The sequence below is a fragment of the Rhizobium lentis genome, from assembly GCF_017352135.1.
Taxonomy (GTDB): Bacteria; Pseudomonadota; Alphaproteobacteria; order Rhizobiales; family Rhizobiaceae; genus Rhizobium; species Rhizobium lentis.
Map to the genome: position 1 here is coordinate 2,011,157 of NZ_CP071454.1, position 15,399 is coordinate 2,026,555.

At 60.7% G+C, this 15,399-nt stretch carries 16 protein-coding genes, 1 tRNA gene and 1 pseudogene; 15 read left to right on the forward strand and 3 right to left on the reverse strand.

Annotation, left to right across the window (positions count from 1 at the left end; translation table 11 throughout):
• The first annotated feature begins 127 nt into the window (after nt 1-127).
• From J0663_RS09565 to pncB, 6 genes are all read left to right on the forward strand, one after another.
• Complete coding sequence (locus tag J0663_RS09565; RefSeq protein ID WP_207244151.1) at nt 128-1,216, forward strand: microcin C ABC transporter permease YejB; 1,089 nt, start codon at nt 128-130, stop codon at nt 1,214-1,216.
• On the forward strand, nt 1,216-2,364 hold the full coding sequence (locus tag J0663_RS09570; RefSeq protein WP_207244152.1) for an ABC transporter permease: 1,149 nt from the start codon (nt 1,216-1,218) through the stop codon (nt 2,362-2,364). Before J0663_RS09565 ends, J0663_RS09570 begins: the two co-directional genes overlap by 1 nt.
• On the forward strand, nt 2,361-3,998 hold the full coding sequence (locus J0663_RS09575; RefSeq protein WP_207244153.1) for an ABC transporter ATP-binding protein: 1,638 nt from the start codon (nt 2,361-2,363) through the stop codon (nt 3,996-3,998). The genes J0663_RS09570 and J0663_RS09575 overlap by 4 nt, the downstream gene beginning before the upstream one ends.
• 9 nt (nt 3,999-4,007) lie before the next feature.
• Complete coding sequence (locus J0663_RS09580; RefSeq protein ID WP_207244154.1) at nt 4,008-4,967, forward strand: 2-hydroxyacid dehydrogenase; 960 nt, start codon at nt 4,008-4,010, stop codon at nt 4,965-4,967.
• Between the two features lie 119 nt (nt 4,968-5,086).
• Nucleotides 5,087-5,452, forward strand: a complete 366-nt coding sequence (locus J0663_RS09585) for a hypothetical protein (RefSeq protein ID WP_207244155.1) — start codon at nt 5,087-5,089, stop codon at nt 5,450-5,452.
• A gap of 186 nt (nt 5,453-5,638) precedes the next feature.
• Nucleotides 5,639-6,943 (forward strand): nicotinate phosphoribosyltransferase, encoded by a 1,305-nt coding sequence (gene pncB / locus J0663_RS09590; protein WP_207244156.1) that lies wholly within the window; start codon nt 5,639-5,641, stop codon nt 6,941-6,943.
• Here the strand turns inward: pncB and J0663_RS09595 are convergent.
• Together J0663_RS09595 and J0663_RS09600 are read right to left on the reverse strand one after the other, a co-directional pair.
• Nucleotides 6,925-7,164: a CrpP-related protein gene (locus J0663_RS09595; protein WP_207244469.1), complete on the reverse strand. Its 240-nt coding sequence runs from the start codon at nt 7,162-7,164 to the stop codon at nt 6,925-6,927. The two genes, pncB and J0663_RS09595, sit on opposite strands and share 19 nt — an antisense overlap.
• 362 nt (nt 7,165-7,526) lie before the next feature.
• Nucleotides 7,527-7,736, reverse strand: coding sequence for a KTSC domain-containing protein (locus tag J0663_RS09600; RefSeq protein ID WP_207244157.1), 210 nt, complete (start codon nt 7,734-7,736; stop codon nt 7,527-7,529).
• Nucleotides 7,737-7,935: 199 nt separating this feature from the next.
• Here J0663_RS09600 and J0663_RS09605 point away from each other — a divergent pair, with 199 nt between their 5' ends.
• Both J0663_RS09605 and J0663_RS09610 read left to right on the forward strand, forming a co-directional pair.
• Nucleotides 7,936-8,187 (forward strand): type II toxin-antitoxin system ParD family antitoxin, encoded by a 252-nt coding sequence (locus tag J0663_RS09605; RefSeq protein WP_207244158.1) that lies wholly within the window; start codon nt 7,936-7,938, stop codon nt 8,185-8,187.
• Nucleotides 8,188-8,189: 2 nt separating this feature from the next.
• A pseudogene (locus J0663_RS09610) lies at nt 8,190-8,479 on the forward strand (type II toxin-antitoxin system RelE/ParE family toxin).
• 39 nt (nt 8,480-8,518) lie between these two features.
• Here the strand turns inward: J0663_RS09610 and J0663_RS09615 are convergent.
• Nucleotides 8,519-8,608, reverse strand: a tRNA-Ser gene (locus J0663_RS09615).
• 225 nt (nt 8,609-8,833) lie between these two features.
• Here J0663_RS09615 and J0663_RS09620 point away from each other — a divergent pair.
• The 7 genes from J0663_RS09620 (at nt 8,834) to J0663_RS09650 (ending at nt 15,337) form a co-directional block, all read left to right on the forward strand.
• Complete coding sequence (locus J0663_RS09620) at nt 8,834-9,151, forward strand: hypothetical protein (protein WP_207244159.1); 318 nt, start codon at nt 8,834-8,836, stop codon at nt 9,149-9,151.
• Between the two features lie 317 nt (nt 9,152-9,468).
• Nucleotides 9,469-10,461: a BMP family lipoprotein gene (locus J0663_RS09625; protein WP_207244160.1), complete on the forward strand. Its 993-nt coding sequence runs from the start codon at nt 9,469-9,471 to the stop codon at nt 10,459-10,461.
• Between the two features lie 83 nt (nt 10,462-10,544).
• A complete protein-coding gene (locus J0663_RS09630; RefSeq protein WP_207244161.1) occupies nt 10,545-12,056 on the forward strand; it encodes an ABC transporter ATP-binding protein in 1,512 nt (503 codons plus the stop codon).
• Between the two features lie 7 nt (nt 12,057-12,063).
• Nucleotides 12,064-13,167 (forward strand): ABC transporter permease, encoded by a 1,104-nt coding sequence (locus tag J0663_RS09635; protein ID WP_207244162.1) that lies wholly within the window; start codon nt 12,064-12,066, stop codon nt 13,165-13,167.
• A 10-nt stretch (nt 13,168-13,177) separates the two neighbouring features.
• Complete coding sequence (locus J0663_RS09640) at nt 13,178-14,149, forward strand: ABC transporter permease (RefSeq protein ID WP_207244163.1); 972 nt, start codon at nt 13,178-13,180, stop codon at nt 14,147-14,149.
• Between the two features lies 1 nt (nt 14,150).
• Nucleotides 14,151-14,540, forward strand: coding sequence for a cytidine deaminase (locus tag J0663_RS09645; protein ID WP_097612408.1), 390 nt, complete (start codon nt 14,151-14,153; stop codon nt 14,538-14,540).
• Nucleotides 14,537-15,337 carry a purine-nucleoside phosphorylase gene (locus tag J0663_RS09650; RefSeq protein WP_207244164.1) on the forward strand — a complete coding sequence of 267 codons (801 nt, stop codon included), beginning with the start codon at nt 14,537-14,539 and terminating at the stop codon, nt 15,335-15,337. The genes J0663_RS09645 and J0663_RS09650 overlap by 4 nt, the downstream gene beginning before the upstream one ends.
• Nucleotides 15,338-15,399 lie beyond the last annotated feature (62 nt).

Below are 15,399 nucleotides of genomic sequence, written 5' to 3' on the forward strand. Positions count from 1 at the left end.
TGGGCTCCAAATGGCACGAGCGAATCACGACAAGCCGGCAGGGCCGGCAAGGGAAGGCTGGCGGATTGAGCGGCATTAGACTGGACGGCAGGCAGACAATAAGAAGACTTCCGGAGGCTGAAGGCTGATGGGCGCCTATGTCATTCGCCGCCTGCTTTTGATGATCCCGACCATCATCGGCATCATGGCGATCTCCTTTATCGTCGTTCAATTCGCCCCCGGCGGTCCGGTCGAGCAGGTCATTGCTCAATTGACCGGTCAGGCCGATGGCGCCGATCAGCGCCTGTCGGGCGGCGGCGACCTGATGGGTGACGGAGGAGGGGACGAAGGCTCCAGATATCGGGGCGCCCAGGGGCTCGATCCGGAACTGATCGCCAAGCTCGAAAAACAGTTCGGCTTCGACAAGCCGCCGCTGACGCGCTTCGGCGAGATGATGTGGAACTATATCCGCTTCGATTTCGGCGAAAGCTTCTTCCGCAACACCTCCGTGCTCGATCTCATCAAGGAGAAGCTGCCGGTGTCGATCTCGCTCGGCGTCTGGATCCTGATTTTCTCCTATGCGATCTCCATCCCGCTCGGCATCCGCAAGGCGGTCAAGGACGGATCGACCTTCGACGTCTGGACCTCGGGCGTCATCGTTATCGGTTACGCCGTGCCTAGCTTCCTCTTCGGCATCCTGCTGATCGTGCTTTTCGCCGGCGGCTCCTTCTACGACTGGTTTCCGCTGCGCGGCCTGGTCTCCGACAATTTCGACCAGCTCGCCTGGTGGCAGAAGCCGCTCGACTACTTCTGGCACCTCACCCTGCCGCTAATTTCGCTTTCGCTTGCCGCCTTCGCCACCACGACGCTGCTCACCAAGAATTCCTTCATCGAGGAGATCAAGAAGCAATATGTCGTCACCGCCCGCGCTAAGGGCCTGAATGAGCGGCAGGTGCTATACGGTCATGTCTTCCGCAACGCCATGCTGATCATCATCGCCGGTTTTCCCGGTGCCTTCATCTCCGCCTTCTTCACCGGCTCGCTGCTGATCGAGAACATCTTCTCGCTGGATGGTCTCGGCCGTCTCGGCTATCTCTCGGTCGTCAACCGGGATTACCCGATCGTTTTCGCGACGCTCTACATTTTCTCGCTGCTCGGTCTGTTTGTCAGCTTGATTTCCGACCTGATCTATACCTGGATCGATCCGCGCATCGATTTCGAGCGGAGGGACGTCTGATGGACGCCGCCGCAAATCCCGCCACCACAACCCCCGTCAAGCCGCCGCGCAAGGGCCTGCTGTCGCCGACCAATATTCGCCGCTGGAAAAACTTCCGGGCGAACGGCCGCGGTTACTGGTCCCTGTGGCTGTTCCTGTTACTCTTCGGGCTCAGCCTGTTTGCCGAGTTCCTCGCCAACGACCGGCCGATCGTTGCCTCCTACAAGGGCGAGATCCTGTTTCCCGTCCTGATCGATTATCCCGAGGAGAAGTTCGGCGGCTTCCTGGCGGAAACCGACTACCGCTCCTCGGTTATCGCAGACGAGATCAACGCCAATGGCTGGATGATCTGGCCGCCGATCCGTTATTCCTATCGTTCGGTCAATTCGAACATTCCGCATTCGGCGCCGACCGCCCCCTTCTGGCTGATGACGAAGGAGGAGCGCTGTTCCGGTTATCCGCAAGGGGTGAACGATCCCGGCTGCACACTCGGCAATCTCAACTGGCTCGGCACCGACGACCAGGCCCGCGACGTGCTGGCGCGCGTCATATACGGTTTCCGCATATCGGTGCTCTTCGGCCTGGCGCTGACCATCTGCTCGGCGATCATCGGCGTGACGGCAGGCGCGGTGCAGGGCTATTTCGGCGGCTGGACCGATCTCTTATTGCAGCGTTTCATCGAGATCTGGTCGTCGATGCCGGTGCTTTACATCCTGTTGATCATCGCCGCCATCCTGCCGCCTGGCTTCTTCGTGCTGCTCGGCATCATGCTGCTGTTTTCCTGGGTCGGCTTCGTCGGCGTCGTGCGCGCCGAATTCCTGCGCGCCCGCAATTTCGAATATGTCCGCGCCGCCCGCGCGCTCGGGGTCAACAACCGCACCATCATGTGGCGCCACCTGCTGCCGAACGCCATGGTCGCGACGCTCACCTTCCTGCCCTTCATTCTCTCCGGCTCGATCACCACGCTGACGTCGCTCGATTTCCTCGGCTTCGGCATGCCGCCGGGTTCCCCTTCCCTCGGCGAGATGATCGCCCAGGGCAAGACCAATCTGCAGGCGCCCTGGCTGGGGCTGACGGCCTTCTTCACCATGTCGATCATGCTGTCCTTGCTGATCTTCATCGGCGAAGCGGTGCGCGACGCCTTCGATCCGAGGAAGACGTTTCAATGAGTGACATGACAGAACCGCTGCTTTCCGTCCGCGATCTCTCGGTTGCCTTTCACCAGGGCGGCGAAACCTCGCTCGCTGTCGATCGCATTTCCTTCGATATCGCCAAGGGCGAGGTCGTCGCGCTCGTCGGCGAATCCGGCTCAGGCAAGTCGGTCTCGGCCAACTCGATCCTGCAGCTTCTGCCCTATCCCTCGGCAAGCCATCCCTCCGGCGAAATCCTGTTCAAGGGCAAGGATCTTCTGAAGGCATCGGAGCGGGCGTTGCGCGAGGTACGTGGCAACGACATCACCATGATCTTCCAGGAGCCGATGACCTCGCTCAATCCGCTTCATACGATCGAAAAGCAGATCGCCGAGATACTGGCGCTGCACCAGGGTCTCACTGGCCAGCCGGCGCGTGAGCGCGTGCTGGAATTGCTGAACCAGGTCGGCATCCGCGAGCCCGAGAAGCGGCTGAAAGCCTATCCGCATGAGCTGTCAGGGGGTCAGCGCCAGCGCGTCATGATCGCCATGGCGCTCGCCAACCGGCCGGAGCTGCTGATCGCCGATGAGCCGACCACCGCGCTCGACGTCACCGTGCAGGCGCAGATCCTCGAGCTTCTCAGGCAGTTGAAGACGGCGCACGGCATGTCGCTGCTCTTCATCACCCATGATCTCGGCATCGTGCGCAAATTCGCCGATCGCGTCTGCGTCATGACCAAGGGCAGGATCGTCGAAACCGGAACGGTCGAGGAGGTCTTCGCCAATCCCAAGCACGACTATACCCGTCACCTTCTCGCCTCCGAACCGCGCGGCGAGCCGCCGCTTGCCGATCCGTCGAAGCCGGTGGTGATGGAAGGTTCCGACATTCGCGTCTGGTTCCCGATCAAGGCGGGGCTGATGCGCCGCGTCGTCGATCATGTGAAGGCCGTCGACGGCATCGATCTTTCGCTGCGCGCCGGCCAGACGCTCGGCGTCGTCGGCGAATCCGGTTCCGGCAAGACGACGCTCGGCCTGGCGCTCACCCGGCTGATTTCCTCGCAGGGACGGATCGCCTTTGTCGGCAAGGATATAGCCGGCTATTCGTTCAGTGAAATGCGGCCGCTGCGCAATCAGCTGCAGATCGTCTTCCAGGATCCTTACGGCTCGCTCAGTCCGCGCATGTCGGTCGGCGATATTATCGCCGAAGGGCTGAAGGTGCATGAGCGGGCCTTGAGCGCCGAAGAGCGCGACCAGCGTGTCTGCTGGGCGCTGGAGGAGGTGGGCCTCGATCCCCTGACCCGCTGGCGCTATCCGCACGAGTTCTCCGGCGGCCAGCGCCAGCGCATCGCCATTGCCCGCGCCATGGTGCTGAAGCCGCGCTTCGTCATGCTCGACGAGCCGACCTCCGCGCTCGATATGAGCGTGCAGGCCCAGGTGGTCGACCTGCTGCGCGACCTGCAGAAGAAGCACGATCTCGCCTACCTCTTCATCAGTCACGACCTGAAGGTGGTGAAGGCGCTCGCCAACGACGTCATCGTCATGCGTTTCGGCAAGGTGGTGGAGCAGGGGCCTTCCTCGGAGATCTTCCGCGCCCCAAAGGACGATTACACCAAGGCGCTGATGGCCGCCGCATTCAACATCGAGGCGGTGCCGACTCCCGCCGTACAGCAGTAAAAGAAGATCATGTCAGCTCGCCCTCCCGTTCTCGTCGACATCAAGTTTAATCCCGAAGGGGTCGCCCGCGTGCTGAAGACGGCCTTTGCCGACCGCGGCAGCATCAATCTCGCCGATCCCGCCAATCGCGATCGCGATCTCGGCGATGTCGAATACGCGCTTCTCTGGAAGCCGGATGCCGACCTTTTCCAGCGGGCGCCGAACCTCAAGGTGATCTTTTCCGGCGGCGCCGGCGTCGACCATATCATCGGGATGGGCGGCCTGCCCGAGATCCCGATTGTCCGCTTCGTCGATCGCAGCCTGACGACGCGCATGAGCGAATGGGTCGTCATGCAATGCCTGATGCATCTGCGCGGGCAATACGCCCATGACACCCACCAACGCGGTCGGGAATGGGCAAAATTCATCGCGCCGGAGGCGGCGGAGGTGACGGTCGGCGTCATGGGACTCGGTATTCTCGGACAGGACGCGGTCGCCAAGCTGAAGGTGATGGGGTTTAATGTCATTGGCTGGTCGCGCACCCGCAAAGAGATCGGCGGTGTCGAAACCTTCGATGCAAGCGAGCTGGACAGCTTCCTCGCTAGAACCGACATCCTGGTGGGGCTTTTGCCGCTGACACCGGAGACAACGGGTTTTTATGATATCGGGCTATTCAAAAAGCTTCGTCGTGGCGGAGCGCTCGGACAGCCGGTCTTCATCAATGCCGGCCGAGGCAGGAGCCAGGTTGAGACCGATATCGTGTCAGCCGTCCGGGAGGGCACTCTTGGCGGCGCCTCCCTCGATGTCTTCGAAGTAGAGCCGCTTGCATCAGATAACCCCTTATGGGACCTGGAGAATGTCTTCATCACGCCGCACGACGCGGCCGTCTCCGAAGAAAACGCGCTGTTTCGCCATGTCGAGAAGCAGATCGCCCGTTTCGAGCGCGGTGAACCGCTGCAATTCGTGGTCGACCGCGCCGCCGGCTATTAAGCGTGTCGCACCCAAATCACCGCTGATCACCCTTCCGGAACCTTCCAGACAGCCACCCGTTTCCTTTGCTGAGATTCTTCGCGGGCCGGATATGCCGGTCAAGACAGCGGAAGGAGACGATGATGGCGCATCAGACGGAAACACGCTGGGAAAAATCGGACGGCAAACTTCACAAGGAGGAGCAAATCCCGCCGGTCAAGGCGCGACAGGGGCGCATGGGGTATCGTATCCTGACCGTGCTGCTCGTGGCGCTGATCCTTGCTTTCGTGGTCTGGATCCCGGTCGAGATCTGGGGCAATCGCGAGGCGAACGAAGTGGCGCCTCAGCAGCCAGGCCAGCAGCTCCAGCAGCAGCAGTCAGACGGAGCACCCGCGCCGACGCAGCAGAACGGCAATGCCGTTCCGACCGAGACGCCGAACACGACGCAGCCCGCTCCGAATGTCGCGCCTGCGACACCGGCCCAGCCGGCGGCACCAGCGCAATAGCGTTCGGCCGATCACCTCGCGCATCCCGCCGCCGTGCCGCAGCGGGATGCTTATTGTTTTGTCTGGACTTTCTCTGCCGATTTTTCGATAAGAAGGCGCACGAGCCGGTTTCGTGCGCCGGCCCCGCACTTGGCAGCATTCGGGAACTTGGCAGCACCTGACCGGATTGGACAGGGGCAGGAATTCATGGCCAAGACCGATATTGCGAGACGCGTCTACAATCACGCCTGGAAACTCGACCCGATCATCCGCAGCCTGATCGATACCGACTTCTACAAGCTGCTGATGCTGCAGATGATCTGGAAGCTCTATCCAGATGTGAACGCCTCTTTCACCCTGATCAACCGGACCAAGCGCGTTCGTCTCGCCGAGGAGATCGACGAAGGCGAATTGCGTGAACAGCTCGATCATGCCCGCACGCTGCGGCTCTCCAAGAAGGAGATGATCTGGCTGGCGGGTAACAGTTTTTACGGCCGCGCGCAGATTTTCGAGCCGGAATTCCTAGCCTGGCTTTCCAACTTCCAGCTGCCCGAATATGAGCTGTCGAAGAAGGACGGGCAATATGTCCTGGATTTCCATGGATCCTGGAAAGAAACCACGATGTGGGAAATCCCGGCGCTCGCCATCGTCAACGAGCTGCGTTCGCGCTCGGCGATGAAGGCGCTCGGCCCCTTTACGCTTGATGTGCTCTATGCCCGCGCCAAGGCGAAGATGTGGTCGAAGGTTGAGCGGCTGAGGGAACTGCCGGGCCTGCGCATCTCCGATTTCGGTACCCGCCGCCGTCACAGCTTCCTCTGGCAGCGCTGGTGCGTCGAGGCGTTGAAGGAAGGCATCGGTCCGGCCTTCACCGGCACCAGCAACGTATTGCTGGCGATGGATTCCGACCTCGAGGCCGTCGGCACCAATGCCCACGAGTTGCCGATGGTGGCTGCGGCGCTGGCGCAGACCGACGAGCAGCTCCGCAACGCCCCCTACAAGATCCTGCGGGACTGGAACAAGCTCTATGGCGGCAACCTGCTGATCGTCCTGCCGGATGCCTTCGGCACCGCAGCCTTCCTGCGCGACGCCCCTGAGTGGGTTGCCGACTGGACCGGCTTCCGTCCGGACAGCGCTCCGCCGATCGAAGGCGGGGAAAAGATCATCGACTGGTGGAAGAAGATGGGCCGCGATCCGCGCCAGAAGCTCTTGATCTTCTCAGACGGCCTCGATGTCGACGCCATCATCGACACCTACCGGCACTTCGAAGGCCGCGTGCGCATGAGCTTCGGCTGGGGCACCAACCTGACGAACGATTTCGCCGGCTGCGCGCCGACGGAAATCTCCGGCCTCAATCCGATCTCCGTCGTCTGCAAGGTCAGCGACGCCAACGGCCGCCCCGCGGTGAAACTCTCCGACAACCCGCAGAAGGCGACCGGCGACCCGGCTGAGGTCGAACGCTACCTGAAATTCTTCGGTGCCGAGGATCGGGTCGATCAGACTGTTCTGGTATAGGCACGGGGTGAGGCACGGCCATGCCGCGGCGCATCGGCATGCCCAGCCATCGCATCCTCGATCGACCAGCCGAAGCGCCAGGCGTCGAACATCGAATACCATTCCTGGAGATCGGTGATCGGCAGGACATCCGGCTTCGACATCGGGTTGTCCGCCAGGCTGCGGCCAAGCGCCCGGTCGCGCACGCCGCGCTCCTGCATCTCAAGAAGATTCTCGAACATCGTCATCCCGGGGCCCTCCCGATCCACGGTTTATGCAATCATGCTAATTAAGCATTGTCGAGTCCGGATGTGCGCATTCCGGTTTTTCACAGGATTAGCCCCAATTCGCTACTCCAAGGAGGAAGCCGGGTAGACACTGGCTTGGGCCGGCCGGTCGCGATTGACTGGTAGAGGGTGACGGGGAGGCTCGGCTTCCTGGCTGGGGTCCGCCACCGAGCCTCCCGGCTGTCCGAATCTTCTGAATGCCGGCAGCATCGACAGACTGCCCCTTTCCGCTCGCGCCGATCCAACTGTGATGGAGGCGAGAGTTAACCGGAGGTGAATATCCACCGGCCCCGTCTCAATTCAAGGCAATCTCTCGGTCAGGCAGCCAGTCTGCGAAACCGCGTCCTGATCCGGTCGAGATAATAATGCCCGGGAGACGGGGCCGCCGTCATCGCATGGGCTTCCGAAGAGGGCACGCCTTCGAACAGACGTTCCTCGCCGTTCTTGAAGCAGATCCTGAGCCGCCCGTCTTCCTGGCTGAAATAGACGGATTTGATGATCTTCGACTGTACCGAAAGTTCTTCCACCTGTTTTACCTCTGTTTTTAGTTTGGCGGACCCTAAACCCAAACGTGCAAAGAGGCGGTGAAGCGGCATGGTAAAAATTCAGGAATTTTCTAGGTACCCTGAGGAATTCGGTCTTCGCCCGTCTGCGGAGGAGGTTGTGAAGTCTCGATAAATGACAAAGTTTGCCAAAATATGCCACGATGGCTGTAAGGAGATCGACATGGCAACGATGAACGTGTCGCTACCAGATCCCATGAAAGAGTGGGTGGAGGCGCAAACCAAAACGGGTCGCTACGCCAACGCAAGCGACTATGTCCGCGACCTGATCCGCAAGGATCAGGAGCGGAACGACAAGATTGCCGCCATGCAGCGCTTTATCGATGAAGGTTTGGAGAGCGGTACAGGGTCGCGATCAAAGGACGATCTATTTGAGGCGGCGCGGGCGCGCGTGGAAGCCCCTCACCACAATTGACAATGGGTTTTCGCCTCACGAAGGAAGCAGAAGAAGACATAATCGGCATTGCCGAATCGGGTATTCATCTGTTCGGCTCAATACAGGCCCGGCGCTATCACAATGAACTCTATGCCATTTCGCTTTGATTGCGGCCAACCCGCGTATGGCGCGTGAACGGCATGAGATTTCTCGCCCGATGCGCATACATCCGTTTGAAGCCCATATTGTCGTCTATACGATTGAAGAGGGCGAGGGCGTCCTCATTGTCCGTGTTCGCCATGGACACGAGGATTGGGCCGGCGAGGCTTGAAATTCGAACTATAACGAGTTTTGGATGCAAAATGTGAAATGGCGGACAGGGAGGGATTCGAACCCTCGGTACGCTTTCACGTACACACGCGTTCCAGGCGTGCGCCTTAAACCACTCGGCCACCTGTCCTTTGGCGTTCGCGCCCGGATAGGAGCAAATCGTCGGAACGGCGCGATATATACCGATGAATTTTTGCCGATCAACCCAAATCTAACAGTTTTTTGACTTCTTCCGATAAAACTACCTAAGGCCCGTCCATTGTGCTTCACCTCATCGATGACTATGTAATTCTCAAGGTGGAGAATGGCGCGGGTTGGCCGGAATTGTCCGGCAATCGAAGCGTCGGAGGAATTGATGCGTTTCCTGTTGCGTCTGGCCAGTCTTGTCGCGCTCGCGGCGGCCGTTATTGCCGGGACCATCGATTCGATTCAGTCTGTTGCTGCCTCCACCGTGGTGATGACGCCAATGGCCGACGCCTGGCAGGATGTGAGCCCGGCCACGCTCATGTCACTGCAATCCTCTCTCTCCTATTATGTCCACCCGCGTTTTTACGCCTTCATCTTCCAGTGGCTGATGCTCCAGCCGGCCTTCGCGGTTTTCCTGGTGATCGCCCTGCTTCTCTGGATGGTCGGCTACAAGAAGCCGCCGGTCGCCGGTCGCTTCACCGCCTAGCAAAGCGATTTCGCAAGCACGATGCGACGAGAAGTTTCAGCGGATTTCCACCGCCGGCCTTGCCCGCCATCGCTTGACGGATTGGCTAGAAAATCCGCATTCTGAGGAGCTCGGCGTCCAAAAATCAGTCGCGACGAACTGATTTTCGGCAATCGCTGCAAATCTTTACCAGCTGAAAAATTTCTGGTGAATTTTTCCGTGAGCCATGCAAGGATGCGCGCAGCCAGGCCTCCGGGGGGAGGTCGGTGGTTCCGCAGACATGCCCGCAAAGGGCTTGCGGGAGGACCCCTAACGAATAGCAACAACAGGGCTGCACAATGAAAAAATCCCTTCTCACTCTCCTTGCCGTGGCTGCCATGTCGACGACGGCGCTTGCCGCCGATGTCAAGCCGGCGCTGGTTTACGGCACCGGCGGGAAGTTCGATAAGTCTTTCAACGAAGCGGCCTATAACGGCGCCGAGAAGTTCAAGGCCGAGACCGGCATCGCCTATCGCGATTTCGAGCCGACCGGCGACACCCAGGGCGAACAGGCCATCCGCAACTTCGCGAGCCGCGGTTTCAACCCAGTTGTTGCCGTCTCCTTCGCCTGGACCTCGGCCATTGAGAAGGTCGCAGCCGAATTCCCCGACACCAAGTTCGTCATCGTTGATTCCGTCGTTGACAAGCCGAACGTTCGCTCGGTCGTCTATAAGGAAGAGGAAGGATCCTATCTCGTCGGTATCCTCGCCGGGATGGCGTCCAAGACCGGCAAGGTCGGCTTCGTCGGCGGCATGGACATTCCGCTGATCCGCAAGTTCGAATGCGGCTACGAGCAGGGCGCCCGCGCCGCCAAGGCCGACATCCAGGTGTTCCAGAACATGACCGGCACTACGGGTGCGGCCTGGAATGACCCGGTTCGCGGCGGTGAGCTCACCAAGAACCAGATCGATCAGGGCGCCGATGTCATTTACGCGGCAGCCGGCGCCACCGGCCTCGGCGTTCTTCAGACCGCAGCCGACAACAAGAAGCTGTCGATCGGTGTCGACTCCAACCAGAACCATCTGCATCCGGGCTCGGTCCTGACCTCGATGGTCAAGCGCGTCGACCTCGCCGTTTACAACGCCTATACCGACACCAAGAACGACAAGTTCACCGCAGGCGTTCAGGCCCTCGGCGTCAAGGAAGACGGTGTCGGCGCCGCGATCGACGATAATAACAAGTCGCTGATCACCCCGGAAATGCAGGCCGCCGTCGACAAGGCCAAAGCCGATATCATCGCCGGAACCATCAAGGTTCACGATTATACCTCGGACAACGCTTGCCCGAAGTGATCAGCGCCCTGATGTAACATCGAGATCGGGCGTATGGCGGAGGGGATTTTCGCCATACGCCCTTTTCTTATTTGGAGCCTGCAGTGACAGATAAGCCCGCTATCGAGCTTGTCGGCATCGATAAGAAATTCGGTGCCGTCCATGCCAACAAGGACATCAACCTTACCGTTGCCAAGGGGACGATCCACGGCATCATCGGCGAAAACGGCGCCGGCAAATCGACACTGATGTCGATCATCTACGGCTTTTACCATGCCGACAGCGGCGAAATCCGCGTCAACGGCAATCCGGTCACCATCCGTGACAGCCAGGCAGCGATCGCCACCGGCATCGGTATGGTGCACCAGCACTTCATGCTGGTGGATAATTTCACCGTGCTCGAGAACGTCATGCTCGGCGCCGAAGGCGGCTCGCTGCTGGCCCGAGGTGTCACCTCGGCCCGCGCCGAGCTCAAGCGGCTGGAAACGGAATACGGCCTCGAGGTCGATCCGGACGCGCTGATCGAAGAGCTTCCGGTCGGCCTGCAGCAGCGCGTCGAAATCTTGAAAGCCATGTATCGTGGCGCCGAGATCCTGATCCTCGACGAGCCGACAGGCGTGTTGACGCCGGCCGAAGCAGATCACCTCTTCCGCATTCTCAAGGTGCTGCGTGACCAGGGCAAGACGATCATTCTCATCACCCATAAGCTGCGCGAGATCATGGCGATCACCGATACGGTCTCTGTCATGCGCCGCGGCGAGATGGTCGCGACCCGCAAGACGGCGGAAACGACGGTGGAGGAGCTTGCCGAGCTGATGGTCGGCCGCCGCGTGCTGCTGCGCGTGCAGAAGGGCGAGGCAAATCCCGGCGCCGCCGTACTCTCCGTCCGCAACCTGACGGTCAAGGACAATCGCGGCGTCACCATGGTCGACAATGTCTCCTTCGACGTGCGCGCCGGAGAGATCGTCGGCGTTGCCGGTGTCGCCGGCAACGGCCAGTCCGAACTGCTGGAGGCGATCGCCGGCATCCGCAAGCCGGCCTCCGGCGAAATCCTTCTCGACGGCCAGACGATCGACAAGGCCGACCCCGCCCGCCTGCGCGAACTCGGCCTCGCCCATATTCCCGAGGACCGCCACCACATGGGCCTGGTGTTGAAATTCGAGGAATACGAAAATTCCGTGCTCGGCTATCACCGCCGCCCGGGCTACAGCAGAGGGCCGTTGCTCGATCTCGAAGCGATCCGCAAGGATGCGATGGAGAAGATCGAAAAATACGACATCCGCCCGCCGAACCCGCGGCTGAAGACGGCGAATTTCTCTGGCGGCAACCAGCAGAAGATCGTCGTCGCCCGCGAGATAGAACGCGATCCGAAGATGCTGATCATCGGCCAGCCGACCCGCGGCGTCGATATCGGCGCCATCGAATTCATCCACCGCCGGATCATCGAAATGCGCGACGCAGGCAAGGCGATCCTGCTCGTCTCCGTCGAACTCGATGAAATCCGTTCACTTTCAGACCGTATCCTTGTCATGTTCGCCGGCCACGTGGTCGGCGAGAAGACGCCCGATGCCGGTGAACAGACCCTCGGCCTGATGATGGCCGGCATTGCCGCGTGAGGCCTTAATGAGCACTGCTTCCGTTCCGCTACCAAACTGGATCAATTACGGTCTCATCCCGCTTTTGAACCTGATCGTCGCTTTCCTGATATCGGGCTTTGTCGTCTGGCTGATCGGCGAAAGCCCGCTGGCCGCTCTATCGCTGCTCATCGAAGGTGCCTTCGGCAGCGGTGAAGGCATTGGCTTCACGCTCTATTATGCCACAAGTTTCATCTTCACCGGCCTTTCGGTCGCCATCGCCATCCATGCCGGTCTCTTCAACATCGGCTCGGAAGGTCAGGCCTATATTGGTGGGCTTGGCTGTGCGCTGGTGGCACTCGCGCTTGACAATTATGTGCCTTGGTATGTGACGATGCCGATCGCCGTTATCGGCGCCGGCCTCTTCGGCGCCGCCTGGGCCTTCATTCCCGCCTTTCTGCAGGCCAAGCGCGGCAGCCATATCGTCATCACGACGATTATGTTCAACTATATCGCGGCCGCCCTCATGGTCTATTTGCTGGTGCATGTGCTGATCGTGCCGGGAAAGATGGCGCCCGAAACACGCACCTTCCTCGAAGGCGGACAGCTTCCGAAGCTCGGTTGGATCATGACCATGTTCGGTTCCAAGCTCGGTGCGGCCCCCTTCAACGTCTCCTTCATCATCGCCCTGTTCGCCGCCTGGTTCGTCTGGGTATTGGTCTGGCGCAGCAAGCTCGGCTTCGACATGCGCACGCTGGGCATGAGCCCTACAGCCGCCGATTATGCCGGCACGCCCCATGCGCGTACCATAATCATCGCCATGCTGCTCTCTGGCGCACTCGCCGGCATGATGGCGCTCAATCCGGTCATGGGCTCGTCGGCCCGTCTGCAGGTGGAGTTCGTTGGCGGCGCCGGTTTCGTCGGCATTGCCGTCTCGCTGATGGGCCGGAATCATCCGCTCGGCATCATCTTCGCCGCAATCCTTTTCGGCACTCTCTATCAGGGCGGAGACTGGATCTCCTTCGAAATGCCGAACATCACCCGGGAAATGATCCTCGTTATCCAGGGTCTGGTGATCCTGTTTGCCGGTGCTTTGGAGTATATGTTCCGGCCGGCGATGGTGCACCTCTATCAACAGTTCCAGCGAGCCTGAGGAACGGACGATGGATTACTACGACATCTTCATCAACGTCCTGAGCTCAACGGTTAGGCTCTCGATCCCGCTGATCTTTACGGCGCTCGCCGGGCTGTTTTCCGAGCGCGCCGGCGTTTTCGACATCGGTCTTGAGGGCAAGATGCTGGGTTCGGCCTTTGCCGCTGCCTGTGTCGCCTATCTCACCGGTTCGGCGTGGATCGGGCTCGGCGCCGGGGTCGTCTGCTCGGTGGCGCTCAGCCTGGTGCATGGCTTTGCCTCGATCACCAATCGCGGCAACCAGATCATCTCGGGTGTGGCCATCAACTTCTTCATCGCCGGTATCACCATCGTGCTCGGCCAGGCCTGGTTCGGCCAAGGGGGTCGGACGCCGCAGCTGCCGCCGGATGCCCGCTTCGCGCCGATCATCCTGCCGGGCGCCGATGCCATCCGCGACATACCGATCATCGGCCCGCTCTACGCCAACGTCATCTCAGGCAACAATATCCTTACCTATCTCGCCTTCCTCGCCGTGCCCTTCTCCTGGTGGGTTCTCTACCGCACGCGTTTCGGCCTCCGGCTACGCGCCGTCGGCGAAAATCCCGGCGCGGTTGATACGGCGGGCATTTCGGTCGCCTGGCTGCGCTACCGCGCCGTCATGTGCGCCGGCATTCTCTGCGGCTTCTCCGGCACCTATCTGGCGATCGCCCAGTCCGCCGCCTTCATCAAGGACATGTCGGCCGGCAAGGGTTATATCGCGCTCGCGGCGCTGGTCTTCGCCAAGTGGAAGCCGGTGCCGGTCATGTTCGCCTGCCTGCTCTTCGGCTTCCTCGACGCGCTGGCGAACTTCATGCAGGGCAAGCAGGTGCCGCTGATCGGCCAGGTTCCGGTCCAGGTCTTCCAGGCGCTGCCTTATATCCTGACCTGCGTGCTGCTTGCCGGCTTCATCGGCGTCGCAATCCCGCCGAAGGCCGGCGGTGTGCCCTATACGAAGGAGCGTTGACATGTCCCACGACCTGTTCGAAGCCGCCCGCGGCGCCATGGCCTTTGCCCATGCGCCCTATTCGAAATTCCCGGTCGGTGCGGCGATCCGTGCCGAGGACGGCAAGGTCTATACCGGCGCCAACATCGAAAACCTCTCCTTTCCGCAAGGATGGTGCGCCGAACCGACGGCAATCAGCGCCATGATCATGGGCGGGGCCAGGAAGATCGTCGAAATGGCCGTCATTGCCGAGAAACTCCCGCTCTGCCCGCCCTGCGGCGGTTGCCGCCAGAAGATCTCCGAATTCGCCTCCAAGGACACGAAGATCTACCTCTGCGACGAGGCGGGCGTGAAGAAGACCATGACGATGGAAGAGCTTCTTCCCTTCAGTTTTGAGACGGAACTCGGATGAGGACGACGGTCGATCTGCTCGCCGCATTGCTCGGTGCAATCAAGCCGCGCCACGGCATCGTGCTCGGCTCCGGCCTCGGTTCCCTCGTCGGCCAGCTGGAAGGCGCGGTGCGTATTCCCTATCGCGACCTGCCGGGCTTTCCCGTCAGCGCCGTCTCCGGCCATGCGGGCGAAGTCGTCGCCGGCCGCCTCGGCGGCAAGCCGGTCATCATGCTTTCCGGCCGCGTGCATTATTATGAGAAGGGCGATGCCAACGCCATGCGCCTGCCAATCGAGGTCTTGAAGGCGCTCGGCATCGAAGCGCTGATCCTGACCAATTCGGCCGGATCGTTACGCGACGACATGCCGCCCGGCTCGGTGATGCAGATTACCGATCACATCAATTATTCCGGCATGAACCCGCTGATCGGCGAGGAGAGCGACCACCGCTTCGTCGGCATGACCAATGCCTATGATGCAGGTCTTGCCGCGGCGATGCGCAAGGCTGCAGCAAAGCTCAAGATCGAGCTGGCGCAGGGCGTCTATATGTGGTTCTCCGGTCCGAGCTTTGAAACGCCGGCCGAAATCCGCATGGCGCGCATTCTTGGCGCCGATGCCGTCGGCATGTCGACGGTGCCCGAAGTCATCATCGCAAGAATGCTGGGTCTGAGGGTTGCCGCCGCCTCCGTTATCACCAACTATGGGGCTGGCATGACCGGCAATGAGCTCAGCCATGAGGAAACCAAGGACATGGCGCCCGTCGGCGGCGCCCGTCTAGCCGCCATACTGAAAGAGATGATTGCGGCCGGAACAGGATGATTTTAGGCCGGGTCGCCTAAAATCTGAATTCTGTTCTCCATCACATAATTAGAGCATGATGT